The organism is Knoellia aerolata DSM 18566 (assembly GCF_000768695.1).
In the GTDB taxonomy this organism is placed as follows: domain Bacteria; phylum Actinomycetota; class Actinomycetes; order Actinomycetales; family Dermatophilaceae; genus Knoellia; species Knoellia aerolata.
The window spans coordinates 23,386-37,443 of record NZ_AVPL01000037.1 but is presented as its reverse complement, the minus strand read 5'-3'; the positions used below and the strand labels follow the sequence as shown (position 1 = coordinate 37,443).

Annotated in this window: 13 protein-coding genes; 5 read left to right on the top strand and 8 right to left on the bottom strand. The window is 72.8% G+C overall.

Annotated elements, in window-relative coordinates:
* The coding region (locus tag N801_RS12930; protein WP_035938454.1) for a formate dehydrogenase accessory sulfurtransferase FdhD at positions 1 to 304 on the top strand (304 nt) is incomplete at its 5' end.
* 111 nt (positions 305 to 415) lie between these two features.
* On the opposite strand, the gene pdxS is transcribed toward N801_RS12930, so the two are convergent.
* From pdxS to N801_RS12900, 6 genes are read right to left on the bottom strand one after another with little or no spacing between them, the layout of a single operon-like run.
* Positions 416 to 1,339 carry a pyridoxal 5'-phosphate synthase lyase subunit PdxS gene (gene pdxS / locus N801_RS12925; protein ID WP_035938452.1) on the bottom strand — a complete coding sequence of 308 codons (924 nt, stop codon included), beginning with the start codon at positions 1,337 to 1,339 and terminating at the stop codon, positions 416 to 418.
* A gap of 21 nt (positions 1,340 to 1,360) precedes the next feature.
* Complete coding sequence (locus N801_RS12920; RefSeq protein WP_052112977.1) at positions 1,361 to 1,945, bottom strand: hypothetical protein; 585 nt, start codon at positions 1,943 to 1,945, stop codon at positions 1,361 to 1,363.
* Positions 1,945 to 3,135, bottom strand: coding sequence for a glycosyltransferase family 4 protein (locus tag N801_RS12915; protein WP_035938449.1), 1,191 nt, complete (start codon positions 3,133 to 3,135; stop codon positions 1,945 to 1,947). The genes N801_RS12920 and N801_RS12915 overlap by 1 nt, the downstream gene beginning before the upstream one ends.
* Complete coding sequence (locus N801_RS12910; RefSeq protein ID WP_052112975.1) at positions 3,132 to 4,082, bottom strand: phosphatidylinositol mannoside acyltransferase; 951 nt, start codon at positions 4,080 to 4,082, stop codon at positions 3,132 to 3,134. The genes N801_RS12915 and N801_RS12910 overlap by 4 nt, the downstream gene beginning before the upstream one ends.
* A complete protein-coding gene (gene pgsA / locus N801_RS12905) occupies positions 4,079 to 4,720 on the bottom strand; it encodes a phosphatidylinositol phosphate synthase (RefSeq protein WP_035938447.1) in 642 nt (213 codons plus the stop codon). The genes N801_RS12910 and pgsA overlap by 4 nt, the downstream gene beginning before the upstream one ends.
* Before the next feature lie 26 nt (positions 4,721 to 4,746).
* Positions 4,747 to 5,292 (bottom strand): HIT family protein, encoded by a 546-nt coding sequence (locus N801_RS12900; RefSeq protein ID WP_035938444.1) that lies wholly within the window; start codon positions 5,290 to 5,292, stop codon positions 4,747 to 4,749.
* 19 nt (positions 5,293 to 5,311) lie between these two features.
* Between N801_RS12900 and N801_RS12895 the strand changes: the two genes are divergently transcribed.
* Positions 5,312 to 5,782 (top strand): GNAT family N-acetyltransferase, encoded by a 471-nt coding sequence (locus tag N801_RS12895; protein ID WP_035938442.1) that lies wholly within the window; start codon positions 5,312 to 5,314, stop codon positions 5,780 to 5,782.
* 51 nt (positions 5,783 to 5,833) lie between these two features.
* Here the strand turns inward: N801_RS12895 and N801_RS12890 are convergent, their stop codons facing one another.
* Complete coding sequence (locus N801_RS12890) at positions 5,834 to 6,286, bottom strand: GNAT family N-acetyltransferase (protein WP_169744269.1); 453 nt, start codon at positions 6,284 to 6,286, stop codon at positions 5,834 to 5,836.
* Between the two features lie 16 nt (positions 6,287 to 6,302).
* Entirely contained in the window at positions 6,303 to 8,291 is a 1,989-nt protein-coding gene (thrS, locus tag N801_RS12885; RefSeq protein ID WP_035938438.1) for a threonine--tRNA ligase, read from the bottom strand.
* Between the two features lie 162 nt (positions 8,292 to 8,453).
* Between thrS and N801_RS12880 the strand changes: the two genes are divergently transcribed.
* From N801_RS12880 to N801_RS12870, 3 genes are all read left to right on the top strand, one after another.
* A complete protein-coding gene (locus tag N801_RS12880) occupies positions 8,454 to 8,783 on the top strand; it encodes a putative quinol monooxygenase (RefSeq protein ID WP_035938435.1) in 330 nt (109 codons plus the stop codon).
* 99 nt (positions 8,784 to 8,882) lie between these two features.
* Positions 8,883 to 11,480, top strand: coding sequence for a cation-translocating P-type ATPase (locus tag N801_RS12875; protein ID WP_035938432.1), 2,598 nt, complete (start codon positions 8,883 to 8,885; stop codon positions 11,478 to 11,480).
* A 33-nt stretch (positions 11,481 to 11,513) separates the two neighbouring features.
* Positions 11,514 to 14,015 (top strand): cation-translocating P-type ATPase, encoded by a 2,502-nt coding sequence (locus N801_RS12870; protein ID WP_035938430.1) that lies wholly within the window; start codon positions 11,514 to 11,516, stop codon positions 14,013 to 14,015.
* The last annotated feature ends 43 nt before the right edge of the window (positions 14,016 to 14,058 follow it).

Here is a 14,058-nt window from a genome sequence, read left to right as displayed (position 1 = left end):
GGGGGCGCACGACCTCGCGATCGTGCGCGAGGACATCGGGCGCCACAACGCCGTCGACAAGGTGCTCGGTGGTGCGCTCGTGCTCGGCATCGAGACGGCGGGCGCGCTGCTCGTCGTGTCGAGCCGGGCCAGCTTCGAGATCGTCCAGAAGGCCGCCGTCTCCGAGGTGTCCGTGCTGGCGTGCGTGTCGGCGCCGTCGTCGCTGGCGATCGAGGCCGCCGACCGGCTGGGCGTGACCCTCGTCGGGTTTGCCCGGGGGCGCCGGATGAGCATCTACACGCACGCTCACCGCATCCCCCACTGACCCACCTCCCCCGCGCACAACTCGCCAATTCCTCCCCTCCGGTACGCGACACACACGGCGTGTCTGTACCGCAGGAGGGGAATTGGCGAGTTGTGCACGCCCCCCTCGGGCTTACCAGCCGCGCTCGGCCAGGCGGTGCGGCTCGGGGATCTCGTCGACGTTGATGCCGACCATGGCCTCGCCGAGGCCACGCGACACCTTGGCGATGACGTCGGGGTCGTCGTGGAACGTCGTCGCCTTGACGATGGCCTCGGCGCGCTCGGTCGGGTTGCCCGACTTGAAGATGCCGGAGCCGACGAACACGCCCTCAGCGCCGAGCTGCATCATCATGGCGGCGTCGGCGGGGGTGGCGATACCGCCGGCGGTGAAGAGCACGACCGGCAGCTTGCCGGCGACGGCGACCTCCTTGACGAGGTCGAACGGCGCCTGGAGCTCCTTGGCCGCGACGTAGAGCTCGTCGTCGGCCATCCCGTGCAGGCGGCGGATCTCCGCCCGGATCTTGCGCATGTGCATCGTGGCGTTGGAGACGTCACCGGTGCCGGCCTCGCCCTTGGAGCGGATCATCGCCGCGCCCTCGGTGATGCGGCGCAGCGCCTCGCCGAGGTGGGTGGCGCCGCAGACGAACGGGACCGTGAAGTTCCACTTGTCGATGTGGTTGGCGTAGTCGGCGGGGGTGAGCACCTCGGACTCGTCGATGTAGTCGACGCCGAGGGACTGCAGGACCTGGGCCTCGACGAAGTGGCCGATGCGGGCCTTGGCCATGACCGGGATCGAGACGGCCTCGATGATGGCGTCGATCATGTCGGGGTCGGACATGCGGGAGACGCCGCCCTGGGCGCGGATGTCGGCGGGGACCCGCTCCAGGGCCATCACGGCCACGGCACCGGCGTCCTCGGCGATCCTGGCCTGCTCGACGTTGACGACGTCCATGATGACGCCGCCCTTGAGCATCTCGGCCATGCCGCGCTTCACCCGGGTCGTGCCGGTGTGGGAGGTGGTCGTGGGGGCTGCGGCGGGGGTGCGGGAGTCGCTCATGCGCGCCAGTCTAGAGCGGTCTCAGTCGACCACTGCAGGCGGAAGGTCGTCGTCGAAGTCGACCCGGTGAGGCAGAGCCGCGTGACCGGCGAGACGGAACAGCCGGACCACCCACTTGGTCCGGACCCGGCGTACCTCGCGGACCGCGTCGTTGTGGAAACGGCGGGCCAGCTGGACGCGCAGGGCACTCGCCTCCACCCGCGACAGCCCGTCGGCGCCGACACCCTCGACGTCGGCACGGAGGGCGGCGACCGTGTCCTCCTGCAGGACCGCCCGCAGGACCTCGGTGAGGTTGGTCTCGGTGTCCTCGCGACCGGCGAAGGTCTGCCCCTCCAGCGGGTCGTGGCTCAGCGGTTGGTGGGTGTGGCGTTCGAGCGCCTCGCTCGCGGCGTCGGCGAGCAGCAGCGACGTCGCGGGGTCGAGGGCCCCGCTCGTCGCGAGCTCGAGGGTGGCCTCGGCGCGCCGGACGAGCTGGGCGTCGAGGGCGGACACCGCACCCTCGACCTTCGCGTGGAGCCGGTCGAGCCGCGAGGCGGAGTACGACAGGTACCAGGCCACGGCGAGCAGCACGAGGGCCACCGTCGTCGCGATCTGCAGGATGTCCATCACGCCTCACCTCTCATCGGCCAGCGCAGCCGCCCGAGCAGGCCGGCGCGCAGGGCGGGCTCGACCGGGGAGCTGTCCGCGCCCTCGATCACGGTCTCGTACACCGCCATGACACGTTCCGCGACGACTCCCCAGTCGAAGGACCGGGCCCGTCGCAGCCCGAGGTCGCTGAGTCGCTGCCGTTCGCCGGGGTCGCCGACCAGCTCCACGACGGCGCGCGCGAGGGCGGCGCTGTCCCCCACCGGGAAGGTGCGCCCGGCCGGCCCGCTGCCGAGCACGGCCACGAACGCCTCGAGGTCGCTGGCGAGCACCGGCGCACCCGCCGACATCGCCTCGACGAGCACGATCCCGAAGCTCTCACCGCCCGTGTGCGGCGCGACGTAGAGGTCGGCCGACCTCAGCAGGGCCACCTTGTCGTCCTCGGAGACCGCACCGAGGAACTCGGCCGCGGCCCGCACCCGGGGGTCGAGGGACTCGGCGATCTCGTCGACGTCGCCGGGGCCCGCCACGACGAGGCGGGCACCGGGGAGGGCGTCGAGGACGGCTGGCATGGCGGCGACCACGACGTCGAGTCCCTTGCGCGGCTCGTCGATGCGGCCGAGGAACGCCAGCGTGGGCCGCTCCGGGGTCCCCGTCCAGCGCGTCACCGCGCCGTCGGGCGCGAACCGGTGCGTGTCGACGCCGTTGGGGATGATGTACGCGTCACCGCCGAGGTGGCGACGCACCGTCTGGCGGGCCTCCTCGGACACGGCGATGCGGGCCCGGATCTTCTCGGTCGACGGGCGCAGCAACGGGTTGGCGGCGTGCATGGCGCGGGAGCGGATGTTGGACGTGTGGAACGTCGCGACGACCGGCTCCGACGACGCCCACAGGGCCATGAGCGAGGCGCTCGGCGTCACCGGCTCGTGGAGGTGCAGCACGTCGAAGTCGCCCTCCTCCAGCCACCGGCTCACCCGCGAGGACGTCACCGGCCCGAAGGTCAGCCGCGCGACCGACCCGTTGTAGCGCACCGGGACCGCCCGGCCGCACGACGTGACGTATGCCGGCAGGCTGGCCCCGCCGTCGTCCACCGGCGCGAGGACGGAGACGTCGTGACCCTGCGCGGTGAAGAACTCGGCGAGGTCGCGGACGTGGAACTGGACCCCGCCGGGGACGTCGAAGGCGTAGGGGCAGACGAGTCCGATCCTCATGCGCCACCGGCCCGGGCGAGCCGTGCGAGGTCGAGGTCCTTGGTGAAGACCGGCTGGAGCATGTGCCAGTCGGCGGTGTGGGTCCGGACGGTCTCGCCGAGGACGTCGGCACACGACTGGGTCATGGCCGTCACCTTGGCCCGCGTGGTCCCGGACTCGGGGACGACCACCGGGTCGTGGAAGGTGATGACGATGCCCCACCGGTGACCGGTGCGCTCGTGCCGGATCGAGACCGGGAAGAGCGGGCGCCGCTCGGCGAGGGCCAGCGCCGCGGGGCCGGCTGCCATCCGAGCGGGCTCACCGCAGAAGTCGACCTCGACCCCGTCGCGGGAGAGGTCGCGGTCGGACAGCAGCGGGATGAGGCCACGGCGCCGGGCCGCCTGCCGCAGCAGCGGGAAGGGCGGGTCCCCACCCGTCAGCGGGTGGATGGTCATGCCGAGCCCGGTGCGGAACGCGAGGAACTCCTCGAAGACCTTCTCGGGCTCGAGGCGCTCGGCGACCGTCGTGACCGGCCCCAGGTGCACCGCGCCCCAGGCCCCGGCGAGGTCCCAGTTGCCGAGGTGGCCGAGGAAGCAGACGAGCGACCCGCCGTCGGCGAGCACCTCCCGGACCGGACCGTCGCCCTCGACCCGCACCCGCGCCGCGAGGTCGTCCGCGGTGAGCACCGGCAGCCGGAACGCCTCGCAGTAGTACCGCATGTAGGCCCGCATCCCGTCACGGACGAGCCGGTCGAGCGCGGCGTCGTCGAGCTCGGGTCGCACCGTCGCGTAGTTGGCGCGCAGCCGCGCTCCCCCGCCCCGGGCAACGGTGAGGTCGGCGATCCGGTCGAAGAGCGCATGGGCCGCGCCCTCCGGCATACGGCGGATGAGCGACCAGCCGACCCGGAAGCCGGCCACGGTCACCGCGTCGGTGGTTCGGGAGACGGCGTCCCCGGCCCGCGCGCTCACGCGACGTCGAGGGCCTGACGGCGGACCTCGAGCATCCGCTGGACCACCGTGACCAGGCTCGCGAGGGCGAGGAGCGCGAGCACCACGGTGAGGAAGACCTCCGGGAGGAACCACCCGACGAGACCGGTCGTCACGAGGACGGCGACGAGGCGCTCGGCCCGCTCGGCGATCCCGACGTTGGCGGTCATGCCGAGCCCCTCGGCGCGGGCCCTGGCGTAGGACACGACCATCCCGAGGATGAGGCAGGCCAGGGCGAGGGCGGCCATGAGCCCCGCGGAGACCTCGAAGGCGCCGCCCGGACGCACGCTCTGCCCGCCGGCGTAGAAGAGCACGAGCCCACCGAAGACGGAGGCGTCGGCGACGCGGTCGAGCGTCGAGTCGAGGAAGGCCCCCCACGTGCTCGAACGGCCAGAGCGGCGGGCCATGATCCCGTCGACGGTGTCCGAGAACACGAACGCCGTGATGACGAGGGTGCCGATGAGGAACTCGCCGCGCGGGTAGAAGAGCAGCGCGCCGAGGCTCACCCCGAGGGTGCCGACGATCGTCACGACGTCAGGACTGACCCCGGCTCTGAGGAGGACCGAGGCCAGCGGGGTGAGCAGCTTCGTGAAGAACGGGCGCGCGTACTTGTTGAGCATGGTGCGGTCAGCCTAATGGCCCGACGTCACTGCACCGGCCAGGCTTCCGCGAGCCGGCGCCGCGCGTCCTCGAGGAGGACCGGCAGCGCCTTGGTCTGCCCGACGACGGGCAGGAAGTTCATGTCGCCGCCCCAGCGCGGCACGATGTGCTGGTGGAGGTGGGCCGCGACGCCCGCGCCGGCGACCTCGCCCTGGTTCATGCCGATGTTGAAGCCCTGCGGCCCGGAGGACTCGTTCAGCGCACGGATCGCCGTCTTCGTGAGGTCGGTGAACTCGGTCGTCTCCTCGTCGGTGAGGTCGACGTAGAGCGAGACGTGCCGGTACGGGCAGACGAGGACGTGGCCGGGGTTGTAGGGGAAGAGGTTCATGACGACGTAGCAGTGCACGCCCCGCTGGACGATGAGGCCCTCGGCGTCGTCGCGACCCGGCGCCGCGCAGAACGGGCACCCGTCCCCCGCGTGGGTCGAGGGGCGCTCCCCCGTCACGTAGGCCATCCGGTGTGGCGTCCAGAGCCGGTCGAACCCGTCCGGCACCCCCGCGAAGCTGGTGTCGGGCTCGAGTGCGTCGCTCATCCTGTGATCCTATGAAGCGATGGTGAGAAGCACCGACCCGGGCGCCCCCACGGTGCGTCCGGCAACCCCCGACGACGCCGCTGCCCTGGCTGAGCTGTACTGGCGCGTGCGATCGGAGTCGTCGCCGCAGATCCCGATGATCCCGCACGACCGGAGCACCGTCGAGCCGTTCATGCGCGAGGTCGTGCTGCGCCAGTGCGAGGTGTGGGTGGCGGAGGTGGAGCACCGTGCCGTCGGCTTCCTTGCGCTCAGGGAGCCCGATGAGCTGGCGCACCTGTACATCGCGGCGCCGCACACCGGGCGTGGCCTGGGTGCGCGCTTCCTCCGCCTGGCGCGCGAGAGGCTTCCTCGGGGGCTGCAGCTGTGGGCCTTCCAGAGCAACACCCGGGCCGTGAGGTTCTACGAGCGGCACGGGTTCGTGCCGGTGGAGTGGACCGAGGGTGACAACGAGGAGGGCGAGCCGGACGTCCGCATGGTCTGGAGCCCGTGACGGCCGGCCCCCATGTCAAGGAAGGAACGCTCCGCGGCGTATGCCGTCCGCTCACCCGAGACCGTCGGCGCGCCACTCCATGAGCGCGTCCGTCGGTGGCCCGAAGCCGGCCCGGGTGTAGAGCGAGCGTGCCCCGGGGGCGGCGTTGAGCTGCATCCGCCCGACCTCGTGCGCCAGCGCCCAGTCGCGCAGGGCACCGAGGAGCGCGGCCCCGAGCCCGGCGCCGCGCGCGTCCTTCGTCACGAAGAGCAGGGACACGTGCAGCCACCGGCCGTCGGGGCGTCGTGAGCTCGGCAGCTTCGTCACGACGGCGGCGGTGACGACGCCGAGAGGGCGGCCGTCGTCGGCCTCGGCGAGGAGGGTCACCCGGTCGTGGTCGGCCAGCCAGGCGTCCGCGAACCGGTCGAGGAAGCCCGGCTGGACGGTCGCGCCGCACTCCCGGTCGTCCTGCAGCGTCAGTGCCGCCACGGCCAGGGCGTCACGGGGCTCCGCGAGGCGGATCACCGGCGGCACGCCCGCCTCAGACCTGGGCGCGGGTCTCGACCGCGGTGAGGACCTCGGCGATGGCGTCCTCGACCGGCACGCCGTTCTTCTGCGACCCGTCGCGGTAGCGGAAGGACACGGCTCCGGCCGCGCGGTCCTCCTCGCCGGCGATGAGGATGAACGGCACCTTGGACTTGCTCCCGTTGCGGATCTTCTTGGGGAAGCGGTCGTCACTCTCGTCGAGCTCGACCCGGATGCCCTTGGCCTTCATCTGCGTGAGGACGCCCCAGAGGTAGTCGTTGTACTCGTCCGCGACGGGCACGCCGAGCACCTGGACGGGGCTGAGCCACACCGGGAACGCGCCGGCGTAGTGCTCGACCAGGACGCCGATGAACCGTTCGATCGAGCCGAACTTCGCCGAGTGGATCATCACCGGCTGCTTCCGGGTGCCGTCGCTCGCCTGGTACTCGAGGCCGAAGCGCTCGGGCTGGTTGAAGTCGTACTGGATGGTCGACAGCTGCCAGGTGCGGCCGATGGCGTCACGGGCCTGCACCGAGATCTTGGGGCCGTAGTAGGCGGCCCCGCCCGGGTCCGCCACGAGGACCAGACCGGACTCGGTCGCCACCCGCTCGAGGACGGACGTCGCCTCGGCCCACTGCTCGTCGGTGCCGATGAACTTGTCCTTCTTGTCGCCCTCCTCGTCACGGGTGGACAGCTCGAGGTAGAAGTCGTCGAGGCCGAAGTCGCGAAAGAGACCGAGGCAGAAGTCGAGCAGGTGCTTGATCTCGTCGCCGGCCTGCTCGGTGGTGACGTAGGAGTGCGAGTCGTCCTGAGTGAGGCCTCGGACGCGAGTCAGGCCGTGCACGACACCGGACTTCTCGTTGCGGTAGACCGAACCGAACTCGAACAGCCGCAGCGGAAGCTCCCGGTAGGAGCGTCCACGGGAACGGAAGATGAGGTTGTGCATCGGGCAGTTCATCGCCTTGAGCCGGTAGTCCGTCCCGTCCAGGTCGAACGGCGGGAACATGCCTTCGGCGAAGTAGGGCAGGTGGCCGGAGGTGTGGAACAGGGACTCCTTGGAGATGTGCGGTGTGCCGACGTACTCGAAGCCCTCCTCGATGTGGCGCCGACGGACGTAGTCCTCCATCTCGCGCTTGATGACGCCGCCCTTGGGGTGGAACACCGGCAGGCCAGAACCCAGCTCCTCGGGGAAGGAGTAGAGGTCGAGCTCGGCACCGAGCCTGCGGTGGTCGCGCTTCTCGGCCTCGGCGAGGCGGTCGAGGTAGGCCTTGAGCTCGTCCTTGCTCGCCCAGGCCGTCCCGTAGATCCGCTGGAGCTGCGGGTTCTTCTCGGAGCCGCGCCAGTACGCGGCGGCGCTGCGCATGACCTTGAACGCGTTGCCGAGCACCTTGGTCGTCGGCACGTGCGGGCCCCGGCACAGGTCGCCCCAGGCCCGGGTGCCGTCGCGACGGACGTTGTCGTAGATGGTCAGCTGGGCGCCGCCCACTTCGACGTCGGCGCCTTCGGCGGCCTCGGCAGCGGCGCCGCCCTTGAGGCCGATGAGCTCGCACTTGTAGGGCTCGTCCGCGAGCTCGGCCAGGGCCGCCTCGTCGCTGGTCTCGCGCCGGACGAAGGCCTGGCCCTCGTTGACGATCCTCTGCATGACCTTCTCGAGGGCCTTGAGGTCGTCGGGCGTGAACGGCTCGGCCACGTCGAAGTCGTAGTAGAAGCCGTCGCGCACCGGCGGTCCGATGCCCAGCTTGGCCTCCGGGTGCACCTGCTGCACGGCCTGCGCGAGGACGTGGGCGGCGCTGTGCCGCAGGACGTCCAGCCCGTCCTGCTCCTGCGCCGTCACCGGCTCGACGACGTCTCCGTCGGCGAGCGCGTGGGCCAGGTCGCGCAGCTCCCCGTTGACGCGGGCCACGAGGACGTCGCGCTGCCCCTCGAACAGCTCCGCCGCGGTCGTGTCCGCCGCCACCGATCGCTCGTCTCCGGCGACGTGAAGGGTGATCTGGGCTGACGACACGGTGGAATCTCCTGGGGTGGGGACTGCGGGAGGTATGCCGTCCGCTTCGGGTGCGGGACGGCACACCGATGCTATCCGCCCGAAAATCGCTCGCGCGACGCAGTTCCGGCCTGCTCGGTAGGGTCGGGCGACCGGCACCACCCCGACCGCGCAGGAGCAGCCTTGATCTTCATCACCGCCCGATTCGCCGTCCGGCGCGAGCACGCCGACCGCTGGCCCGACATCTCCCGGGCGTTCACCGAGGCCACCCGCGCGGAGGACGGGTGCCTGTGGTTCGACTGGTCCCGCAGCCTGGACGACGCCAGCGAGTACGTGCTCGTCGAGGCCTTCCGTGACGACGAGGCGGGCGCGGCCCACGTCGGCTCCGAGCACTTCCGCGCGGCGCAGCGAGAGCTCCCGCCGTACCTCGCCGCGACCCCGCGAGTCGTCAACGCGACCGTGCCGGGCACCGGGTGGTCCGAGCTCGGCGAGATGGCCGTCGACCGACCCTGACCGACGGACCGCGGCGCCCACGGACACCGCGGCCCGCACCCGCGGACCCGTGACCTTCGGCCCTGTGGCCGTGCCGGGGCTCCGTCCCACGCTGGCTGGGTGGAGCGTGTCCGGGATCCCGTCGGGCTCCGGCAGGGGCTGACGTCCGAGGAGGCCGCACGTCGGCTGGCGGACGTCGGGCCCAACACCCTGCCGACCGCACGTGGGCCCTCCCCCTGGCGGGAGCTGGCCGGCCAGTTCACGCACCTCTTGGCCCTGCTGCTCATCGTCGCCTCCGGACTGGCGCTGCTCGGGGGCCTGCCCGCGCTGGCCGGGGCGATCGCCGTGGTGGTGGTCCTCAATGCGCTCTTCGCGTTCTGGCAGGAGCGCCGCGCGGACCGCTCCGCCGAACGCCTCCGCGCGATGATGCCGGCTCGGGTGCGGGTCCGCCGGGACGGGCGCGTCCACAGCCTCGGCGCCGAGGAGCTCGTCCCCGGCGACGTCGTGGAGCTGACCGCCGGTGACCGGCTGGCCGCCGACCACGAGGTGCTGGCCGGACGAGGCCTGCGGGTGGACGAGTCCCTCGTCACCGGCGAGAGCGAACCGGTCACCCACGTCGACGGTGACCCGCTCATGGCCGGCACGTTCGTCGTCCAGGGTGAGGGCGAGGCCCTGGTCACGGCGACGGGTCCACGGACGACGCTGGCCGAGATCTCGCACCTCGCCGCGGAGGCCACCCGCCCACCCAGCCCGATGTCCGTCGAGCTGGCGGGAGTGGTCCGTGTCGTCGCCCTCGTCGCCTGCGCCACCGGCACCGCGCTGGGCCTCGGGGGTCTCGCCCTGGGGCTGGCGCCGACGAGCGCCTTCCTCTTCGCCGTGGGCGTGACGGTGGCCCTGGTTCCGGAGGGGCTCCTGCCGACGGTCACGCTGTCGCTCGCGCGCGGTGCCCAGCTCATGGCTCACCGGCAGGCGCTGGTGCGGCGCCTCGACGCGGTCGAGACCCTGGGTGCGACGACGTTCATCTGCACCGACAAGACAGGGACCGTCACGCAGAACAGGATGTCCGTGGTGACGGTGTGGACCCCGGGGCGAACGGTGGCCGTCACGGGGTCGGGCTACGAGCCCACCGGGATCGTGGGGGCGTCCGAGGAGGACCGCCGGGCCGTCCGCCGGGTGGCGGGGGCGGCGACGCGCTGCGTGGCCGGCCGGGTGGAGGAACGGTCCGGGGAGTGGCACGCGCAGGGCGAGCCGATGGAGGCCGCCATCTACTGCGCCGCCCTGCGTGCCGGTGCGGCGCTGACGAGCGTGCCGGTCCTGGCGAGTGCGCCCTACACGCCCGAGCGGATGATGAGCTCAGTGGTCACCGACGAGCAGGTGCAGACCCTCGGCGCACCGGAGCACGTGCTGCAGCACTGCTCCGGGGACCAGGCTGCCGCGAGACGGGCGCTGGCCGCGATGACGGGGCGTGGGCTGCGGGTGCTCGCCGTCGCGTCACGGCCGTGGCACGGGGAGACCGAGCCCGACGCACTCGAGCGGGACCTGGAGCTGCTCGGGCTGCTCGGGCTGGAGGACCCCCCTCGACCGGACGTCGCCGGGGCGGTCGCCGCCTGCTTCCGTGCCGGCATCAGCCTCGCGATGGTGACCGGGGACCACCCCCGCACCGCCGAGGCCGTCGCCCGGGAGATCGGGCTCCTCCACGCCGGAGGCGTCGTGCTGGACGGCCGCGAGCTCCCGGAGGACGACGACGCCCTCGGCGTCGCGCTCGACCGGGCCGACGGCGTCGTGGTCGCCCGGGTGACGCCCGGGGACAAGCTGAGGATCGCCAGGGCGCTGCGTGACCGCGGACACGTCGTCGCCATGACCGGTGACGGCGTCAACGACGCCCCGGCGCTGCGTGAGGCGGACGTCGGCGTCGCGATGGGCGCCTCGGGGAGCGACGTCGCCCGAGAGGCCGCGGACCTCGTGCTCCTCGACGACCACTTCGGCACCATCGTCACCGCCGTCGAGCTCGGGAGGGCGACCTTCGCCAACGTCCGGCGGTTCCTCACCTACCACCTCACCGACAACGTCGCCGAGCTCGCCCCCTTCGCTGCCTGGGCGCTGAGTGGTGGTCAGTTCCCGCTCGCGATCGGGGTGCTCCAGGTGCTGGCGCTCGACATCGGCACGGACATGCTCCCCGCCCTCGCGCTGGGCGCGGAGCCACCCAGCCGCCGGGTCATGGACGGGCGCGGCCGCTCCCGCACGCTGGTCGACCGTCGACTCCTGCTCCGTGCGTTCGGGGTGCTGGGGCCGACCGAGGCCGCGGCGGCGCTCGTGGCCTTCACCGCCGTGCTGGTGGGGGGCGGGTGGAGCTGGGGCGAGGAACCCGGTGCCGCCCTCCTGGCGGGTGCGTCGGGCACGGCCTTCGCGACGATCGCACTCGCGCAGATGTCCAACGCGTTCGCGTGCCGGAGCGACACGGTGCCGGTGTGGCGCTCGGGGGTCGCCGGCAACCCCTCCCTCCTGCTGGCGGTGGGCTCCGAGCTCGGCCTCCTCCTCGTGTTCCTCGGCGTCGCTCCGGTGGCCGCGCTGCTCGGCGGCGCGTGGCCGTCCGCGGCGGGCTGGGGCTGGGCGCTGGCCGGGGCGGTGGCGCTCGTCGCGGCCGACGCCCTGCACAAGCTCCTTCGCTCCCGGCGGGGGGACCTTCGGCACTCGTCGGCGACGGCCTCGCGCTCTTGACTGGTCCCCTCACCACCCGCGCTGGAGGAGTCCGTGCCGCTCGACATCGTGCCCGACGGGCTGACGACCCACGAGGCGCACCAGCTCCTGGCCGAGGTCGGGCCCAACCGGGCACCGGAGCCACCACGCCGGGGAGTGCTCGGCCGCGCGCTGGACCAGCTGCGGGACCCGATGATCCTGCTCCTCCTGGCTGCATCCACGGTGACCGCGATGCTGCGCGACTGGCCGGACACCATCATCATCATGGCCGTGGTCGTGTTCAACACCACCGCGGGTGTCGTCCAGCAGTTCCGCGCCGAACGCGCCATGGACGAGATCCGCAGGCTCGTGGCCCCGACCGCGCGCGTGAGGCGTGACGGGCACACGGAGGAGCTGCCCGCGGACCAGCTCGTCCCCGGTGACGTGGTCCAGCTGCTCGCGGGCGACATCGTCCCGGCCGACGCCGTCGTCGTCGACGGTCGTGAGCTCGAGCTCGACGAGGCTCCCATCACCGGTGAGTCGCTGCCCGTCCCTCACGCCACCGGCGAGGAGGTGATCGGGGGCACCCGGGTGACCCGGGGCAGCGCCACCGTCCTCGTCACCCGCACGGGGGCGGCGAGCGGGATCGGGCAGATCGCGGAGCTCATCGCCACGACGGGGGTGCGACCCACACCCCTGCAACGACGCCTCGCCTCCCTGAGCCGCGCGCTGGTCGCCCTCGTGCTCACGTTGACCGCGCTCGTGGTCGGCATCGGGCTGGTCCAGGGACGGCCGTGGACGGAGATGGTCGTGGTCGGTCTGAGCCTCGCGGTGGCCGCCGTGCCGGAGTCGCTTCCCGCCGTCGTCACCGTCGCCCTGGCGCTGGGCGCCCACCGCATGGCGCGGCGCAACGCGGTCGTGCGCACCCTGTCGGCCGTGGAGACGCTCGGGTCGGTCACCGTGGTCGCCACCGACAAGACCGGCACGATCACCGAGGGCCGCATGCTGGCCCAGGTGGTCTGGCTGAACGGGGAGCGACTCGAGGTCACGGGCCAGGGTTACGACCCGGCGGGAACCATCGCGGGCTCCGACGGTCGCCTCTGCGAGGACCACGACGAGCTGCACCGCCTGCTGCGGGACGTGGTGCTCTGCAACGACGCCGAGCTGCGCCGTGACGAGGACGAGGACGACTGGACGGTGCTCGGGGACCCCCTCGAAGGAGCCCTGCTCGCCCTCGGGGCAAAGGCCGGTCCGCCTCCGGAGTCCTGGCGGACGGTCTGGCCCCGCACGGCCGAGAGCCCCTTCGACCACCACACGCGCACCATGACGACGACCCACCGTGATGCGGACGGCCACGAGCTCGAGGTGCGCAAGGGAGCGCCGGAGTCGGTGCTGGTGGCGCTGGCACCGGATGTCGCCGTCACCGCCGCGATGGGCGCCGCGGCCGAGCTGGCCGCCTCCGGGCTGCGGGTCCTCGCGGTCGCCGACCGCATGGACCGGCACCCGTGGCGGCTGGCCGGGCTCGTCGGCATCGGTGACCCGCCCCGCGCGACGGCCGCGGACGTCGTGAGCGGGCTCCGGCAGGCGGGCATCAGGGTGGTCCTCGTCACCGGGGACCACGCCGGCACCGCGCAGGCCATCGCGACGCGCGTCGGCATCACCGACCCGCACGTGCTCCCCGTGGACGGGGTCACTCCGGACGCGCTCACCGCCGAGCGCTGTCGCGAGCTCACCGTGGTCGCCCGCGTGAAGCCGGACCAGAAGGTCGACGTCGTCGAAGCCCTCCAGGGTGGCGGCGAGGTCGTGGCGATGCTCGGTGACGGGGTCAACGACGCCCCTGCGCTGCGACGAGCGGACATCGGCGTGGCGGCCGGGCGGAGCGGCACGGAGGTGGCCAAGGAGTCCGCCGACCTCGTCCTCACCGACGACGACCTCGCCTCGGTGACGGCCGCTGTCGAGGAGGGGCGGCGCATCTACGCCAACATCCAGTCCTTCCTCGCGTTCGCCGTCTCGGGAGGGTTGGCCGAGGTGGGCGTGATGCTGGGGGGCTTCACGGTGGGGCTGACCCTCCCGCTGCTGCCCGCGCAGATCCTCTGGATCAACCTCTTCACCCACGGCTTCGTGGGTGTCGCCTTCGGGTCCGAGCCCATCAGCTCCGACGAGATGACCAGGCCGCCGAGAGCGCCGGCCGAGCCGATCTTCCCTCGGAGGGCGTTGGCCCGGCTCGTCGCGGTCACCCTCGGACTCACCCTGATGGCGCTGGTCGTCGGCGGGTTCGCCGAGGGCGACGAGCACCAGCGCCGCACGGCGATCTTCCTGGCGCTCGGCGCCGGCCAGCTGGGCGTCGCACTCGCGCTGCGGGCACCCCGGGCGAACCGTGGCGGCATGCCTGCCCGGACCCTCGACCTGGCGGTGCTCGTGGCCGGCGGTCTCCTCGTCGCCGCGGTGTATGCCGGTCCGCTCCAGTCGCTCCTCGGCACCACCTCCTTGGCCTGGGACGTCGTCCTGCGCATCCTCGCCGTGGCCGCCGTGCCCGGCCTGGCCCTGCACGCGTGGCGCCGGGTGACGAGCCGATGAGCGGCGCCCCCGCAGACCGGGACTGAGGGAAAACGCGGGCGCG

Bases quoted from the DNA above. Each gene is read 5' to 3' on its own strand.
- pdxS (WP_035938452.1), bottom strand. From the start codon at position 1,339: ATGAGCGACTCCCGCACCCCCGCCGCAGCCCCCACGACCACCTCCCAC.
- N801_RS12920 (WP_052112977.1), bottom strand. From the start codon at position 1,945: ATGGACATCCTGCAGATCGCGACGACGGTGGCCCTCGTGCTGCTCGCC.
- N801_RS12915 (WP_035938449.1), bottom strand. From the start codon at position 3,135: ATGAGGATCGGACTCGTCTGCCCCTACGCCTTCGACGTCCCCGGCGGG.
- pgsA (WP_035938447.1), bottom strand. From the start codon at position 4,720: ATGCTCAACAAGTACGCGCGCCCGTTCTTCACGAAGCTGCTCACCCCG.
- N801_RS12900 (WP_035938444.1), bottom strand. From the start codon at position 5,292: ATGAGCGACGCACTCGAGCCCGACACCAGCTTCGCGGGGGTGCCGGAC.
- N801_RS12895 (WP_035938442.1), top strand. From the start codon at position 5,312: ATGGTGAGAAGCACCGACCCGGGCGCCCCCACGGTGCGTCCGGCAACC.